Below are 15107 nucleotides of genomic sequence, written 5' to 3'. Positions count from 1 at the left end.
ACGAGGCGGTCGCTTCGCTGTGACATCTCCTCTTGACACGCAACCATTTGGTTGCATATTAAATGAATGAGCATGGATGCCGTCTTTCGCGCCCTCGCCGACCCGACACGCCGGCAATTGCTGGATAGCCTCCATCACAGGAACGGGCAGACGCTGAACGCGCTGTGCGAGCGGGCGGATATGACGCGCCAGGCTGTGACCAAGCATCTGGTGATCCTGGAAGAGGCGAACCTCATCACCACCGTCCGCAACGGACGTGAAAAGGAGCACTACCTGAATCCCGTTCCCATCAACGAGATCGCCGAACGCTGGATCGGCAAATTCGAACGAGGACGGCTGACCGCCCTCAGCGACTTGAAGAAGCGCCTCGAAAGGGAAGAGCCATGAGCAATGCCTTCGTCTATGTGACCTATATCCGCACCACGCCCGAGAAGCTCTGGGAGGCGCTGACCGAACCGGAATTCCACCTGCAATATTTCCTCGGCGCCCAGATGCAGAGCGACTGGAAGAAAGGCTCGGCATGGAAGATGGTCTATCCCGACGGCCGCGTCACCGACAGCGGCGAGATTGTCGATGTCGATCCGCCGAGGCGTCTGGTCATCAAATGGCGCAACGAGTTCATGCCGGACGTGAAGGCCGATGGTTACACGCATTGCACCTTCGTCATCGAACAGGAAGGCGACATGATGAAGCTCGCCGTCACCCATGCTGCGGACGGTCCGCACCGTCTTCTGGAACATGTCGGCAATGGCTGGCCGCTGGTGCTGTCGAGCCTGAAGAGCCTGCTCGAAACCGGCAAGGGCCTGTCGCGCCCGGCATCAAAGGCGGCTTAACTCGTTTCGACAACGAAACAATCGCGTAGGGAGGTTGCCATGATGCACGGCCCAGTGGTGGCGCAAAGCATGACCAATGGCGAGACGATCATGGCAAGCGCCGAGATCGTAGCGCCACCGGAGCGCGTCTTCCACGCGCTGATTACGGATGAAGTCGAGCGTTGGTGGGGCTCTTGCGAAAGCTACCGGATGGTCGATTGGACGGCCGACTTGCGCGTCGGCGGCCGGTGGCAAGTCATCGCCAGGACCATTGCTGGCGAGGACCATCCCGCCGGCGGCGAGTTCCTCGAGATTCAGGCGCCGCGCCGGATCGTGCAGACGCGGGCCCATGACTGGGACCATCCGACACTTGGCCGGCGGCAAACGACGGTTGCCTACCTGCTGGAACCGATAGCCGGAGGCACACGCCTCACCATCTGCCATGGCGGCTTTGCCGGGTTGACCGACGCGGCGGCTGAACATGCCGAGGATTGGGGCCGGGTGCTGGGGTGGCTGCAGGCCTATGTCGAGACGGGGGAGCCGGCGGCATAGAGGCGGGTCCTTTCCTTCTCCCCTTGTGGGAGAAGGAAAAAGGGCCGCTCAAATCACATTCAATTCCCGAAACGCCCTGCCCTCGGCCACCCGTTGATACCCAAACGCCGAGCAATCCACCGTCCGGTAGCCGCCATGGACGATCAGTTCGGCCAGCGCCTTGCCGACGGCCGGCGCCTGCTGCAGGCCGTGGCCGGAAAATCCGTTGGCGAAAATGAAATTGCCGACTTCCGGGTGCGGTCCGATCACCGCGTTCTGGTCGAGCGTGTTGTAGTCGTAATGGCCGGCCCAGGCGCGTGTCGCCTTGATCGCTTCGAAGGCGGGGATGCGCGTCGCCAGCACCGGCCAGATCACCTCTTCGAACAGCGGCCAATCGACATCGAAATCCCTTGGGTCGGCCGGGCCGTCGCCCTCTTCCGGCTCGGCGCCGCCGGTGAGATAGACAGAGCCTTCCGGCCTGACATAGATGCCTGAAGGGTCGACCAGCAGTGGCATGTCGGTATATTTTTCGCGCGCCTCGAACACAAAGACGTTGCGCTTGCGCGGCTCCACGGGCAGCGTGAGCCCGGCAAGAGCGGCGACCTTGCCGGCGTTTGGACCGGCGGCGTTGACGACGATGCCGGCCTCGAATTTTTCGCCATTGTCGAGCGTCACGCCGGTGACGCGGCCACCCTGCCGCTCGATGCCGGTAACATCGGCGGCGATGAAATCGACCTTCTTGTCGCGCAACGCCTTGCGGAACAGCGTCAGCATGGCATGCGCGTCGAACCAGCCCTCGCCGGTGCGGCCGAAGGCGCCGGCGCTGATGCCTTCCGTCGACAGCCAGGAAAAGCGCTTCGCCAACTGGTCGGCGTCCTCGAGCAGAATGTCGGCGCCCTCGGCAACCTGCGCTTCGTGGTTGGCCTTCAGGATCGGCAGCCCGGCCTCGCCGGCCAGGATCAGATAGCCGCCCTCGCGGAAGCCGATATCGGCGTCAGTGCCGAAGGTCTCCTTCAGCCGCCGGAACAGTTTTAGCGTGAACTGCGACAGGCGGATGTTTTCCGGGATCGAGAATTGCTGACGGATCGAGGCCATGGACAGCGTCGTCGCCGCATGGGCGAATTGCGGATCGCGCTCGACCAGCGCGATCGAGCCGGAAAAGCCTTCCTCGCGCAGATAGTAGGCGACCGAGGAGCCGACGATGGCCCCGCCGATGATGACGATGTCGTAGCGCACTCTTGTTCTCCAATCCGCTGGCCTTACGCGGCCGGCAAGGAAATCTCGAAGCGCGTGCCGCGCCCGGAGTCAACCAGCGCGATCGTGCCATCATGCGCTTTCAGGAGGGCCAGCACGATGCCGAGGCCCATGCCGGTGCCGCCGGATTCGCGCCGCGTGGTGAAGAACGGTTCGAAGATGCGTGCCCGGTTGCTCGGCGAAATGCCACCGCCGTCGTCGCTGACCGCAATGGTCACCTTGTCCTCCGCGCCGGCTGCCGCCAGCAAGACCTGCGTGGCGCCATGCCTCGCCGAATTGTCGATCAGGTTGGCAAGGACGATCGCCGCATTCTCGGCCGAGATGCGCAGACCTATCGCGCCACCCGCCTCGACGTTGACCGCCAGCCCGCCGTCCACCGGCACCAGCGCCAGCGCTGCATCGAGCGATGTGCTTTCGCCGCTCGGCGCCAGGTTTTCGACGCGCGCCAGGTCGAGCAGGCGGCGAACCAACAGGTTGAGCCGGCCGGCATCGGTGACGATGTTGCCGGAAAACCGTTTGCGCTCGTCCGCATCCATCGCCTCGCCGGAATCGCGCAACAGCTCGGCCGCGCCCTGGATCGCCGTCAGCGGCGATTTGAGCTCGTGCGAGACATGGGTCGCAAAGGTCTGGATACTGTCGGAGCGCGCCTGCAGCTTTTCGGCCATGTCGAGGAAGGCGGCGGACAGCTCGGCCATTTCGCGCGTGCCGTGATGCTCGAGCGGCCGGATCGCATCACGGTCGCCGGCGGCAATGCGCCTTGTTCGCTCCATCAGCGCGTAGATCGGCCGGCTGACGGTGCGCAGGAAGACCAGCGCGATCAGCAGCGTGCCGCAAAGCATGGCGATGGCCGCCAGCGTCACCTTGCCGCGCTCGCCATAGAGATGTTTGACGATGTTGTTCGGCGTCCGCGACAGATAGATCACGCCGGCGACCCGGCCATCGACTGCAATCGGCATGGCAACAAAAACGCGGACCTTTGTGCCGCGGCTGACCGAATAGAGCGGCGGCGGCGGCTGGTCGGGAATGCGTTGCCTGAGCACGCTGGCGTAGTGGCCGGCAAGCGCCTCGCGCACCTCCTCGACACCGCCGAGCGACAGGCCGACCTCGTCGCGCCCGGCAATGACGACGCCCTTGGGATCGAGCAGCCGGAAGCCGGCCAGCGTGGTCTTTTGCGTCGTGTCGAGAATGCCCGACAACCGCGCGCCGATCGCTGCAAAGGCCGGATCGGTGGTGGCCACGATGCCGGCGGGGCGGGTCGGCAGAAGATAGTCGGCGGCGAGATCGAGGCTCGGCTCGATCGGCTGGTAAGGCGAATCGTCGCCGCGGCTGGCATCGTCGCTCTCTGCCTCAACCGGCGCGCCGAGCTTGTCCGGAGAAATGCCGGCGTCGCGGACATGCTGCGCATAGATGGCGGCGAGGACGGCGCCCTGCGCGATCAGCTCGCCCTCGGTCTGGCGGATCAGCTGGTTTTCATAAAGCCGGAAGAAAAACAGGCCGACCAGCGGCAGCGCCAACACCATGATGAGGATGGCGAGAACCACCGTGGCCAGCCTTGGCCGCCATTTGGTGCCGATCCATTTGCGGTCGCTCAGGTGCCGCATCGGCCGAGCCGGAATCCGACCCCATGCACGGTCTCGATGGCGTCGAGGCAGCCCGCCGCCGCCAGCTTGGCGCGGATGTTGCGGATATGGCTGTCGACAGTGCGGTCGGCGACATGGATGTTGGCGGCATAGGCGCTGGCCACCACCAGGTCGCGGCCCAGCACATGCGCCGGCCGCGCCAGGAAGCCTTTCAGGATCGAGAATTCGATCGCCGTCAACGCCAGTGCCTTGCCGTCGAAACTGGCGCCATGGCTGGCCGGTGTCAGGCTGAGCTTGCCATGCGCAAAGGCCCTGTCGTCGGCCGGCTCCGGCACGGCGCGGGCGCGGCGCAAAATGACATTGACACGCGCCACCAGTTCGCGCGGACTGAACGGCTTCGTCACATAGTCGTCGCCGCCCATTTCGAGCCCGAGGATGCGGTCGATTTCCTCGTCACGCGCCGACAGGAACAGCACCGGCACGTCCGAGCGTTGCCTGAGCCGCCGGCAGACCTCCAGCCCGTCCATCTCCGGCATGCCGATGTCGAGCACGACGAGATCGGGCTCGCGGCGTTCGATCGCCTGCAGGGCGGCCGCGCCGTCAGACACACCTTGAGTCTTCATCCCTGCCTTCTCCAGCGCAAAGCAGATGATCTCGCGTATGTGCGGATCGTCGTCGGCGACCAGGATCTGATGCGGCATGAATCTAGCGGTCCGGCACTGAAGGTTGCGAGGGTTGGGTAGGTTGCTGAGGTGGAGGAAGCACGAGCGGGCCTCTTTTGTCGAGAACCTGCACGAGCCTCCAGGCGCGAAAGCTCCAGGTGCGCCACTTCTTCTGTTCGGCGATATAGTCGTCGGCCGTCTGCAGGTCGGCCATCCAGGTGGTCAGATGTCCGGTCTGATGCATGTAATAGCGGTCCAGTGCCGGCAGGGCGACGGCGCCGAATGAGCGCAGATACTCGGCATCGAGCGGGGTGCCGGAGCCAGACATTTCAAGCGAGTGGTCGACATTGAAGTTGGCGATCATTGCGGCGAAGTTGATGAAGCAGCAGGCATAAAGCGTCGCCGATAACGTCAGAAGATTGGCAGAGGACAGCCATTCGTTGGATTTTCTGAGAGCAATGCGGGCGATGATCAGCGCAAGCCCTGATGCCACCAGCCCCATCCAGACGAAAGCGGCGATGCGCCAGTAGGTCAGCGCATAAACGCCGATATAGAGGTCGAGCCGCAGGATTGACGAGATGACCAGCACGATGTTCTGCGCCACCCAGGCATAGACCAGCCGGCGGATCAACGGATCGCCTGATGTTTCGCTGCCCGGCCGCAGCGCCGCCAGCACGAAGCCGGCCGCCAGCAGCGCGGTGGCGATCAGCGGATAGGCGCCGCGATGCGCATAGGCGGCATAGCTCATGCCATCGGGAAGGGCGACCCCACCCCAGAGATAGGCGGCGTCGAGCCCGGTCTGCAGCGCAAACAGGGCGTTGAAGACGATCAGCGCGCGCAGAATCGCGCCCTTGCCGAAGACGATATCCTCGACGACATGCCGCTCCGGTTTGGCCGCCGGCTGGGCGCCGGCAAGGTTCTGCCTCGGCCGCGGGATAAGACGCCGAAAGCGCGGCAGACGTGGCCGCAGCAAGGCCCAGACGCAGGCGAGCACGACCAGCCAGAAGGCAATCCGCGCCAGCTGAATGAGATCGAGGAGCTTCATCAGGTCGATCAGCGACAGCCAGTAGTCGATGACCGGATTGGCGGCGCCGAACAGCGTCAGGAAGACGGCGCCCAGCGTCAGCGGCATCACCCAGACCGCGATGGACGCGAACCGGATCCGGCGCCGGCCGAAGCGACGCGCCGTCTTGCGCCAGCGGATGAAATCCCGGATCAACCGCAGTGGCACCGCCAGCAGGAACAGCGCGATCTGGCCGGCAATGCGGGCGATGCGGTGTTGCAACCGCCCGGCCAGCGACAATGCAAACACCACCATGGCCACGAGCGCAACCGAAACCGACAGCGCACTGACATTTTCAGCCAGCGGCAGCAGCGCGACCAACAGGCAGCCCGGCTTGAACCACGGCATTGGGGAATTAAGGGCAGCGGGATGCACGGCAACAACCGCGCCGGCAGTCACGATGGCGAACAAAAGGACGGTGATGCCGATGGGCTGGGCGTAAAAGAAAAAATCCGCCAGCGCGACGAGCAGGACGGCAATGCCGAAACGGCTGCAAAAGCTGACGAACGATGTCATGCGCGGACTTTCCTGGTGGGCTGGATCCGGCCGACGGGCGGATGCTTGGGTATAAAAGGGAGCAGGCTTGCCTCCGGGCGATGGCGGGCCTCCGGCCGCGGCGGATCGACCAACCACCAGCTTTCGCTGCGCAGCCGGTAAGGCAGGGACCAACGGTGGATGTTTCGTTGTTGCATGCCGCTGTTATGGTGGGCGTGCGTGGATACGGCAGGGCGGACGCGAGGAGGATTTCCGCAATCGTGTGCAGTTTTTGTGCAGGGCGGAATGGACGCGCTTCGAGCCTGGTTTTCAGGCGTTTGTGCTGCCCCTCATCTGCCTGCCGGCATCTTCTCCCCGTTAACGGGGAGGGGCTGGTCGCAACGGCGGCGCTCTTCTTTGTAACGCTGGAGATTGGCGAAATCGCCGATGGCAGCGCCCCCTCGCCCCGTTTACGGGGAGAGGATGCCGGCAGGCAGGTGAGGGGCGGCGCCAGCTTTGGCTGTTGGCTCGCAGACCAGCCGAAGCGATGGTTCAGTACTTGCCTCACCCGCCTGTAGCCGGCATAGATCGAGCATGGAATCCTACCGCCCGCGCCGCTCTGTACTCTACGTCCCCGCCTCCAACGACAAGGCGCTGGCCAAGATGGCGACGCTTACCTGCGATGCCGTGATCATCGACCTCGAAGACGCCGTTGCTCCCGCCGACAAGGTCGCGGCGCGTGAAAAACTGGCGGCTATTTTCGCCGGCCGGCCGGAGCGGCGCTGCGAGATGATCGTGCGCGTCAACGCGCTGTCCAGCGAATGGGGCAACGACGATTTGCTGGCCGCGGCGAAATTCGGGCCCGACGGCATCTTGCTGTCCAAGGTCGCCACGCCGCGCGACATCCTCGAAGTCGGCGACGTGCTCGACGATAATTTTGCCCCCGATAGCGTCAAACTCTGGGCGATGATCGAGACGCCCAAGGCCATGCTCAACATCGGCGCCATTGCCGAACTCGGCCGCGACCCGGCCTCGCGCCTCAATTGTTTCGTTGCCGGAACGAACGATCTGGTCAAGGAGACCGGCATTCTGGCCACGCCCGACCGGCGCTACCTCGTACCATGGCTGATGCAAATGGTGCTGGCTGCCCGCGCCGGCGGCATCGACATGCTGGACGGCGTCTCCAACGATTTTCGCGACCTCGATGCTTTTGCGCGCGAGTGCACGGAAGCCGCCGCCATGGGGTTCGACGGCAAGACGCTGATCCACCCGGCCCAGATCGAAGCCGCCAACCGCGCCTTTGCACCGGCGCCAGATGCCCTGGCCGAGGCGCGCGCGGTGAAAGATGCCTTCGCCTTGCCGGAAAATGCCGGCAAGGGCGTGATTGCGCTGAACGGCAGGATGGTCGAGCGGCTGCATCTGGCGCAGGCCGAAAAACTGCTGGCGAAGGCCGCCGCCATCGGCGCATGATTGCCTAAGCCGGCTTTGAAAAAGATCCCGCCCGACAAGACAAACTCACGACAGGACTTGAATCATGAGACTCTACCGCTTTTTATCCGCGCCCGACGATTCAACCTTTTGCCACAAGGTCACCGCGGCGCTGAACAAGGGCTGGCACCTCTACGGCTCGCCGACTTACGCCTACGACAAGAAGACCAAATCGATGCGCTGTGGCCAGTCGGTGGTGAAGGATATCGACGGCCAGGAATACGGGCCGGATACGAAGCTGAGCGACTGGTAGGCACCTACCGGTTACGGCAGCTTTTCCCAAGCGGCTCTGATTTCGTTGAGCCTCGCGTCTGCGCGGCCGTCAATGTCATCGCAGCTGAAATAGAGGATCGATAGTGCTGCAAGGAGGCCGGGATAACCGGAGACGGAATCCATCCTCGTGAGAACTTCAGGAACCGGCAGCCACTTGCGTTCGATCATAGCGATCGCACCTTCCGCTGTCATAGGTTCCACCGGGTGGTCGAATTCGGAGAGCCAAAGGTCGACCAGAGCTAACAGAGTGGCAGGCTCGACGGCGACACTTGCGGGCAGGTTGGAAAGCTCACCGAGTGCTATGAACGCAGCATTCGGCGAAATCCATATGGCAATTTTGATCAGCTCCCGGCCCAGCGAAACGTCGTGATACGGCCAGTTGCAATCGATGCGGTCGGCAAATTCTGCTTCCGTCATCATCTCAGTACTATTCGGCCGCCTCTTCAATCTTCTCCATATCATCGTCCGACAGGCCGAAATGGTGGCCGATCTCGTGGATCAGCACGTGGGTGACGATGTCGCCCAGCGTCTCTTCGTTCTCGGCCCAGTAGTCGAGGATGGCGCGGCGGTAGAGGGTGATGCGGTTCGGGCCTTCGCCGGTCTGCGGATTCCAACGCTCGGCAATGCCGCGGCCCTCGAACAGGCCAAGCAGGTCGAACGGCGTCTCCAGCGACAGATCGTCCATGATCTCGTCGGTCGGGAACTCGGCGATCACGATGACGATCTCGCCGGTCAGCTTGCGAAAATCGTCCGGCAGATGCGCGTACGCCTCCAGCGCCAGAAACTCCATTTCCTCGATCGAGGGCGAGAGTTCGTCGTGCCAGGTGCGGGTCTTGTAGATGCGGGCCATGCGTTGTCCTTTGATCCCGGCATATAGGCTTTCGCACCGGACTCGGCAATGAAGCGGCAATTTCATGACGTCAATGGCCATAGAGGAATAAATTCCTTCTGACTCCGCTTGACTCTTGGGGCACCCTCTGGAATTATAGGAACATAACAGGAACAATTGTGAGAGAAACTGACCGTCATGGCGACATCAGCCGTGGCGCGGGAGACTGTTTTTGCCCTGCGCCGCCAGATCGCGAAGATCGAGGGAACGCTGCCCGAGCGCCTGGCCGCGACGGCTGGCGAGCGGCCTCGCGCGCGTGCTGACGGCGATGCCGGCGGGCCAGAATCCGATATCGCACCGGACATCACCATCATCCGGCGCGGCCTTGCCGTCGCGTCACCGGATGCCTTCCTGCCCACCGGCGTTGAACGCCTCGATGCCACACTCAGCGGCGGCCTGCCGAAAGCCGCCCTCACCGAGATCCATGGCCTCGAGACCCGCAATGCCGGGGTGGTCGCCGGCTTTGTGCTGTCGCTGGTCAGCCTGATCCTCAGGGGGCAGAGATTGCCCGTGCTGTGGATTGGCACGTCGGAGATTTTTCGCGAGGCCGGCTTTCCCTATGCCAGGGGATTGCAGGGCATGTTCGGCATCGCGCCGGAGCAATTGCTGTTTTCCGAGGCGGCGAAACTCACCGATGCGCTGTGGGTGGCCGAGGAAGCCGCGAAGATGACCGCGCTGGCCGCAATCATCCTCGAAATCCGCGGCAGCCCGCAGCGGCTCGACCTCACCGCGACGCGCCGGCTGCACGCTCGCGCGCAAAGCGCCGGCCGGCCGGTGTTTCTGCTGCGCCAGGCCGGCGAGGCCGAGCCAACGGCGGCACCCGTACGCCTTATCGTGTCGGCCGCAGCGGCTGCAAGCCGCCGGACCATCGCCGGGCCGCTTGCCGGCTCGATCGGCCGCCCCGCCTTCACCGTCAGCATCGGCAAGAGCCGTAGCGCTCTGCCCGGACAATTCACACTGGAGTGGAACCCCGATGAACACAGTTTCGAAGAAAGACGGGAAGAACGGCCAGAGAATTCTGTCGCTGTGGTTTCCGCATCTCGGGGCAGAGCGGATCCTGCGCCAGCGCCTGGGACGGTCGTGGCGTTCCCGGCCGTCGGATCATTTGCCTCTGGTGATCAGCCATCGCGACCGCAGCGCCCAGCGCATATCGGCCCTCGACGAGCGGGCTGAAGCGCTGCATCTGAAGCGCGGCATGGGCATTGCCGACGCGCGCGCCATGCATCCCTCGATCGACATCGTCGAGGCCGACCCGGAAGCCGACCGAAGGCTGCTCGAAGGCCTCGCCGACTGGTGCGACCGCTACACGCCGCTGGTGGCGCTGGACGGCGACGATGGCCTCTATCTCGACGTCACCGGCTGCACCCATCTGTTCGGCGGCGAGCGCGTGATGCTTGACGACATTCTTGCTCGCTTTTTCCAGCAGGGTTTCGATGTCCGCGCCGGGCTTGCCGCGACGCCGGGTGCTGCCTGGGCGGCGGCGCGGTTCTGCGGCGACCGCATCGTTGCCTCCGGCGAGGAGGAAGCGCTGCTTGCCCCTTTGCCGCTGGCCGCGCTGCGCATCGCGCCTGAAATCCGCGCCAGCCTGGAAAGCGTGGGCCTGCGCACCTCGGGTGCGGTTATGGCCGCACCGCGCGCACCGCTCACCCGCCGCTTCGGCTCTACCTTGCTGTTGCGGCTAGACCAGGCGCTCGGCCGCCTCGACGAGGCGGTGTCGCCGCGCCTGCCGGTAGCGCCGCTTTCGGTCGAGCGCCACCTCGCCGAGCCGGTCGTGTTGACCGCCGAGATCGAGCGGCTGGTGGAAATGCTGGCGGTAACGCTAAGGGGCGACCTTGAGCGCCGCGGCGAAGGCGCCCGGATGCTGGCGCTGCTGTTGTTTCGCGTCGACGGCGCCGTCAGCCGCATCGCCGTCGGCACCTCACGGCCCTTGCGCGAACCGAAGCTGATCCAGCGCCTGTTCCACGAGCGGCTGACAGCACTCGAGCAGGACATCGATGCCGGTTACGGCTTCGACCTGGTGCGGCTTTCCGTGTTGGCAGCCGCAGCCTTCGACATGCAGCAGGCCGATTTGACCGGAGAGGCGCAAGATGACGGCGCCGACATCGCGCTGTTTGCCGACCGCATCCGCGCCCGGCTCGGCGACAATGCTGTGCTCAAAGCGGTCGCCGTCGAGAGCCATCTGCCGGAGCGCGCCGTCGCCACCATCCCCTTCTCGGAGGCACCGCAACGGACTACGCCGCCGAAAAGATCGGACCGGAAAGACGCGCCGCCGACAACCATCTTCCCGCCGGAGCGGCCGATCCGGCTGTTCCGTTCGCCCGAGCCGATCGAGGTGCCGGCGACCGAAATGCCGGAGGGACCGCCGATGAATTTCCGCTGGCGCCGGGCGCTCTACCGGGTCGCCCGCGCCGAAGGGCCGGAGCGCATCGCGCCGGAATGGTGGCAGAAGAGCGAGGAGGACGCGCCGACGCGCGACTATTTCCGCATCGAGGACAGCGACGGCCGCCGCTACTGGCTCTACCGCCAGGGGCTCTACGGCGCCGGCCAGCCTTCGCCACGCTGGTTCATGCACGGGGTCTTCGCATGAACGCGCTGACCGTCATCCCCTATGCCGAATTCGGCATCCAGTCGAATTTCTCCTTCCTGCGCGGCGCCTCCAAGCCGGAGGAACTGGTGGTGGCGGCGAAATTCCTCGGCTTCTCCTCGATCGGGCTGGCTGACCGCAACACGGTCGCCGGCGTCGTGCGCGCCTGGCAGCAGGCCAAGGTTGAGAAGCTCGCCTACCACCCCGGCTGCCGCCTGGTGTTCGGCGACGGCACGCCGGACATTCTCGCCTATCCGCAGAACCGCAAGGGCTGGGGCCATCTCTGCCGCATGCTGACGCAGGCCAATCTGCGCGACGAAAACGAGAAAGGTGCAACTCTTCTCCAGCACAGCGACCTGCTCGAATGGGGCGATCTTCTGTCGCTGGCGGTGCTGCCGGATCTCTCGACGAATGCCGACGATCCCCTGGCATTGATCCGCCAGCTGAAGGATCGTTTTGGCGCCAACCTGCGGCTAGGCGTGGCGCCGGATTATCGCGGCAATGACCGCTTCCGCATCGAGCAGGCGGCCGCCATGGCGGAAGCCGCCAGCGTGCCGCTGATGGCGACCAACGATGTGCTCTACCACACAGCCGAGCGGCGCTCGCTACAGGATGTGCTTACAGCCATCCGCCTCAATGTGCCGGTCGCCGAGGTCGGGCTGGAACTGCCGGCCAATGCCGAGCGCCATCTAAAGCCGCCGCTGGAAATGGCGCGTCTCTTTCGCCGCCATCCGCAGGCGCTGGCCGAGACGCTGCGCTTTGCCGGCGAGCTGACCTTCTCGCTTGGCGATCTCCAGTACAATTATCCCGACGAGCCGACGCAATCGGGCCTCGGGCCGCAGGCCGAGCTCGAGCGTCTGGCCAGGGAGGGGGCCGCCACGCGCTATCCGGCGGGCGTCCCCGCTTCCGTCTCGCAGCGCATCGGCGAAGAGCTCGCTCTGATCGAGCGCCTGAACTATGCGCGCTATTTCCTCACCGTTTACGACATTGTCCAGTTCGCCCGCAACGAGGGCATTCTGTGCCAGGGCAGAGGCTCGGCCGCCAATTCGATCGTCTGCTTCTGCATCGGCATCACCGAGGTCGGCCCCGAGCGCATCGACACGCTGTTCGAGCGGTTCATTTCCGAGGAGCGCAACGAGCCGCCCGATATCGACGTCGACTTCGAACATGAGCGGCGGGAAGAGGTGATCCAGTACATCTACTCCAAATACAGCGCCAAGCGCACCGCGCTGGCGGCCGCCGTCATCAGCTATCGCGGCCGCTCGGCATTGCGCGAGGTGGCCAAGGCCATGGGGCTGTCGGACGATGTCCGCAGCGCGCTCTCCAGTTCGATCTGGGGTTGGTCGACCTCGGAGCTCGGCGAGAAGGAGGCCCATGCCGGCGGCCTCGACCGCAACGAGACCTCGACCCGTCACGTGATCGCCCACGCCAACGAGATCATGGGCTTTCCCCGGCATTTGTCGCAGCATGTCGGCGGCTTCGTCATCACCAGGGACCGGCTCGACGAGATCGTCCCCATCGTCAAGACGGCGATGGAGGCGCGCAAGATGGTCGAATGGGACAAGGACGATCTCGACGCGGTCAAGATTTTGAAGGTCGACGTGCTGGCGCTCGGCATGCTGACCTGCCTGAAACGCGCCTTCACCTTGCTCGAAACCCATTACCGCGTCCGGGACGACTATGGCAGGTCACTAAGCCTGGATACGATCCCCAAGGAAGATGCTCGCGTCTACGACATGATCTGCCGCGCCGACACGCTCGGCGTTTTCCAGATCGAATCGCGCGCCCAGATGTCGATGCTGCCAAGGCTCAAGCCAAAGGATTTCTACGACCTTGTCATCGAGGTGGCGATCGTGCGGCCGGGCCCGATCCAGGGCGACATGGTTCATCCCTATCTGCGCCGCCGGCAAGGCAAGGAGAAGGCCGAGTATCAAAAGCCGGAGCTGGAGGCGATCCTCAAGAAGACGCTGGGCGTGCCGCTGTTCCAGGAACAGGCGATGAAGATCGCCATCGTCGCCGGCGGCTTCAAGCCGGGCGAGGCCGACGAATTGCGCCGCGCCATGGCCACCTTCAAGCGCACCGGCACCATCGGCAATTACCGCCAGCGCATGATCGACGGCATGGTCGGCAAGGGATACACCAAGGACTTCGCCGAGCGCTGCTTCAAGCAGATCGAAGGTTTCGGCGAATATGGCTTTCCCGAAAGCCACGCCGCCTCCTTCGCGCTGCTCGTCTATGCCTCGTGCTGGTTCAAGACGTTCTATCCCGACGTGTTCTGCGCCGCGATCCTCAATTCGCAGCCGATGGGGTTTTATCAACCGGCGCAACTGGTGCGCGACGCGCGCGACCATGGCGTCGATATCCGCGACGTCGACGTCAATTTTTCCGGCTGGGACTGCACGCTGGAGGAAGACGAATTCGACCCGGCCCGCATCCTGCCGCGCCATGCCGAGATGCGCGGTGTCATCGAGACAAAGCACGCCGTCCGGCTCGGCTTCAGGCAGATCAAGGGACTGTCCAAGGAGCGCATGGAGCAGTTTGCCGAGCGGCGCGGCGCCGGCTATTCAAGCGTCAGGGATGTCTGGCTGCGCTCCGGCCTCGATGTCGACGACGTCGAAAGACTGGCGCAGGCCGACGCCTTCCGCTCGCTCGGCCTCGACCGTCGTGAAGCCTTGTGGGCGGTGCGCGCGCTGGACGGCAAGAGTGCCGCCGAAAGACTGCCGCTGTTCGACCAGCCGGCGATCCGCCTGCGCGAGCTCGAACCCGAAACAAGACTGCCGACAATGCCGCTCGGCGAACATGTCATCCACGACTACCGCTCGCTCGGCCTGTCGCTAAAGGCGCATCCGGTCGCCTTCCTGCGCGAGCGGCTCGACCGCGCCGGCGTCATCCCCAATGCCAACCTTGGCGCGGTTCGCGACGGCAGGCGGGTTTCCGTTGCCGGGCTGGTCCTGGTGCGCCAGCGGCCCGGCAAAGGCAATGCGATCTTCCTGACCCTGGAGGACGACAAGGCCGTCGCCAACGTCATTTTCTGGGAAAGGACGTTTACCCGCTTCCGCCCCATCGTCATGGGCGCGCGCTTCGTCAAGGTCACCGGCAAGCTGCAGTCGGAATCCGATGTCATCCACATCGTCGCCGAAAAGATCGAGGATCTGACGCCCTGGCTGACAGTGCTGCTGGAGGAGATGACACCGGCCGTGCCGGTCCGGCCGGATATCGCAACGCTGTCAGACAAGGCCGAGAGGGTCATGCCCAAGGGGCGGAATTTTCAATAGGGCTTTATGGAGACGCCCGTCACTTCGTCATCCTGGGGTCTGCGCCGCGTCGCTGCGCTCCTTGCTTCGCCCCAGGATTGTTTGAGAAGGATCTGGTAGTTTGGCGGCCGGGACTGCAGGCCCATCACAGCCTGCAGCCCCGGCGGCAGGCGACCGTCCCTAGGACCGGGTAAACACCCGACGTCATCATGGTCCCTGCCGTCTTTGTCCGCCATCGCTTGG

15 protein-coding genes are annotated in these 15107 nt (G+C 64.5%); 8 read left to right on the top strand and 7 right to left on the bottom strand.

Annotated elements, in window-relative coordinates; genetic code table 11:
* Positions 1-72 precede the first annotated feature (72 nt).
* From AC04SG_RS22800 to AC04SG_RS22790, 3 genes are read left to right on the top strand one after another with little or no spacing between them, the layout of a single operon-like run.
* Entirely contained in the window at positions 73-387 is a 315-nt protein-coding gene (locus tag AC04SG_RS22800) for an ArsR/SmtB family transcription factor (RefSeq protein ID WP_488552890.1), read from the top strand.
* On the top strand, positions 384-833 hold the full coding sequence (locus AC04SG_RS22795) for an SRPBCC family protein (RefSeq protein ID WP_181060619.1): 450 nt from the start codon (positions 384-386) through the stop codon (positions 831-833). The genes AC04SG_RS22800 and AC04SG_RS22795 overlap by 4 nt, the downstream gene beginning before the upstream one ends.
* A gap of 39 nt (positions 834-872) precedes the next feature.
* A complete protein-coding gene (locus AC04SG_RS22790) occupies positions 873-1364 on the top strand; it encodes an SRPBCC family protein (protein ID WP_488552889.1) in 492 nt (163 codons plus the stop codon).
* Between the two features lie 48 nt (positions 1365-1412).
* On the opposite strand, the gene AC04SG_RS22785 is transcribed toward AC04SG_RS22790, so the two are convergent.
* From AC04SG_RS22785 to AC04SG_RS22770, 4 genes are read right to left on the bottom strand one after another with little or no spacing between them, the layout of a single operon-like run.
* Positions 1413-2579, bottom strand: coding sequence for an NAD(P)/FAD-dependent oxidoreductase (locus AC04SG_RS22785; protein WP_488552888.1), 1167 nt, complete (start codon positions 2577-2579; stop codon positions 1413-1415).
* A 23-nt stretch (positions 2580-2602) separates the two neighbouring features.
* Positions 2603-4198 carry an ATP-binding protein gene (locus AC04SG_RS22780; protein WP_488552887.1) on the bottom strand — a complete coding sequence of 532 codons (1596 nt, stop codon included), beginning with the start codon at positions 4196-4198 and terminating at the stop codon, positions 2603-2605.
* Positions 4186-4878 (bottom strand): response regulator, encoded by a 693-nt coding sequence (locus tag AC04SG_RS22775; RefSeq protein ID WP_488552886.1) that lies wholly within the window; start codon positions 4876-4878, stop codon positions 4186-4188. The genes AC04SG_RS22780 and AC04SG_RS22775 overlap by 13 nt, the downstream gene beginning before the upstream one ends.
* Before the next feature lie 4 nt (positions 4879-4882).
* The gene (locus AC04SG_RS22770) at positions 4883-6418 is read right to left on the bottom strand and encodes a DUF4153 domain-containing protein (RefSeq protein ID WP_488552885.1); all 1536 of its coding nucleotides are present in this window, start codon (positions 6416-6418) and stop codon (positions 4883-4885) included.
* A gap of 552 nt (positions 6419-6970) precedes the next feature.
* Here AC04SG_RS22770 and AC04SG_RS22765 point away from each other — a divergent pair.
* Both AC04SG_RS22765 and AC04SG_RS22760 read left to right on the top strand, forming a co-directional pair.
* Entirely contained in the window at positions 6971-7846 is an 876-nt protein-coding gene (locus AC04SG_RS22765) for an HpcH/HpaI aldolase/citrate lyase family protein (RefSeq protein ID WP_488552884.1), read from the top strand.
* A 64-nt stretch (positions 7847-7910) separates the two neighbouring features.
* Complete coding sequence (locus tag AC04SG_RS22760; RefSeq protein WP_023699283.1) at positions 7911-8117, top strand: DUF1737 domain-containing protein; 207 nt, start codon at positions 7911-7913, stop codon at positions 8115-8117.
* Between the two features lie 11 nt (positions 8118-8128).
* Here AC04SG_RS22760 and AC04SG_RS22755 read toward each other — a convergent pair whose 3' ends face one another.
* On the bottom strand, positions 8129-8557 hold the full coding sequence (locus tag AC04SG_RS22755; RefSeq protein WP_488552883.1) for a hypothetical protein: 429 nt from the start codon (positions 8555-8557) through the stop codon (positions 8129-8131).
* A gap of 7 nt (positions 8558-8564) precedes the next feature.
* Positions 8565-8987 (bottom strand): metallopeptidase family protein, encoded by a 423-nt coding sequence (locus AC04SG_RS22750; protein ID WP_112560156.1) that lies wholly within the window; start codon positions 8985-8987, stop codon positions 8565-8567.
* A gap of 177 nt (positions 8988-9164) precedes the next feature.
* On the opposite strand from AC04SG_RS22750, the gene AC04SG_RS22745 reads away from it, so the two are divergent.
* Genes AC04SG_RS22745 through AC04SG_RS22735 form a run of 3 tightly spaced genes read left to right on the top strand, consistent with a single transcriptional unit; the run spans position 9165 to position 14885 of the window.
* Positions 9165-10199 carry an ImuA family protein gene (locus AC04SG_RS22745; protein ID WP_488552882.1) on the top strand — a complete coding sequence of 345 codons (1035 nt, stop codon included), beginning with the start codon at positions 9165-9167 and terminating at the stop codon, positions 10197-10199.
* Positions 10141-11613: a DUF6504 family protein gene (locus AC04SG_RS22740; protein ID WP_488552881.1), complete on the top strand. Its 1473-nt coding sequence runs from the start codon at positions 10141-10143 to the stop codon at positions 11611-11613. Before AC04SG_RS22745 ends, AC04SG_RS22740 begins: the two co-directional genes overlap by 59 nt.
* Positions 11610-14885, top strand: a complete 3276-nt coding sequence (locus AC04SG_RS22735; protein ID WP_488552880.1) for an error-prone DNA polymerase — start codon at positions 11610-11612, stop codon at positions 14883-14885. The genes AC04SG_RS22740 and AC04SG_RS22735 overlap by 4 nt, the downstream gene beginning before the upstream one ends.
* Here AC04SG_RS22735 and AC04SG_RS22730 read toward each other — a convergent pair.
* Positions 14879-15107 (bottom strand): hypothetical protein (locus tag AC04SG_RS22730; RefSeq protein ID WP_488552879.1); only part of this gene is annotated, 229 nt, incomplete at its 5' end. The genes AC04SG_RS22735 and AC04SG_RS22730 overlap by 7 nt on opposite strands.

Source organism: Mesorhizobium sp. CNPSo 4684 (genome assembly GCF_057784315.1).
This window is presented reverse-complemented; position numbering and strand designations above follow the sequence as displayed.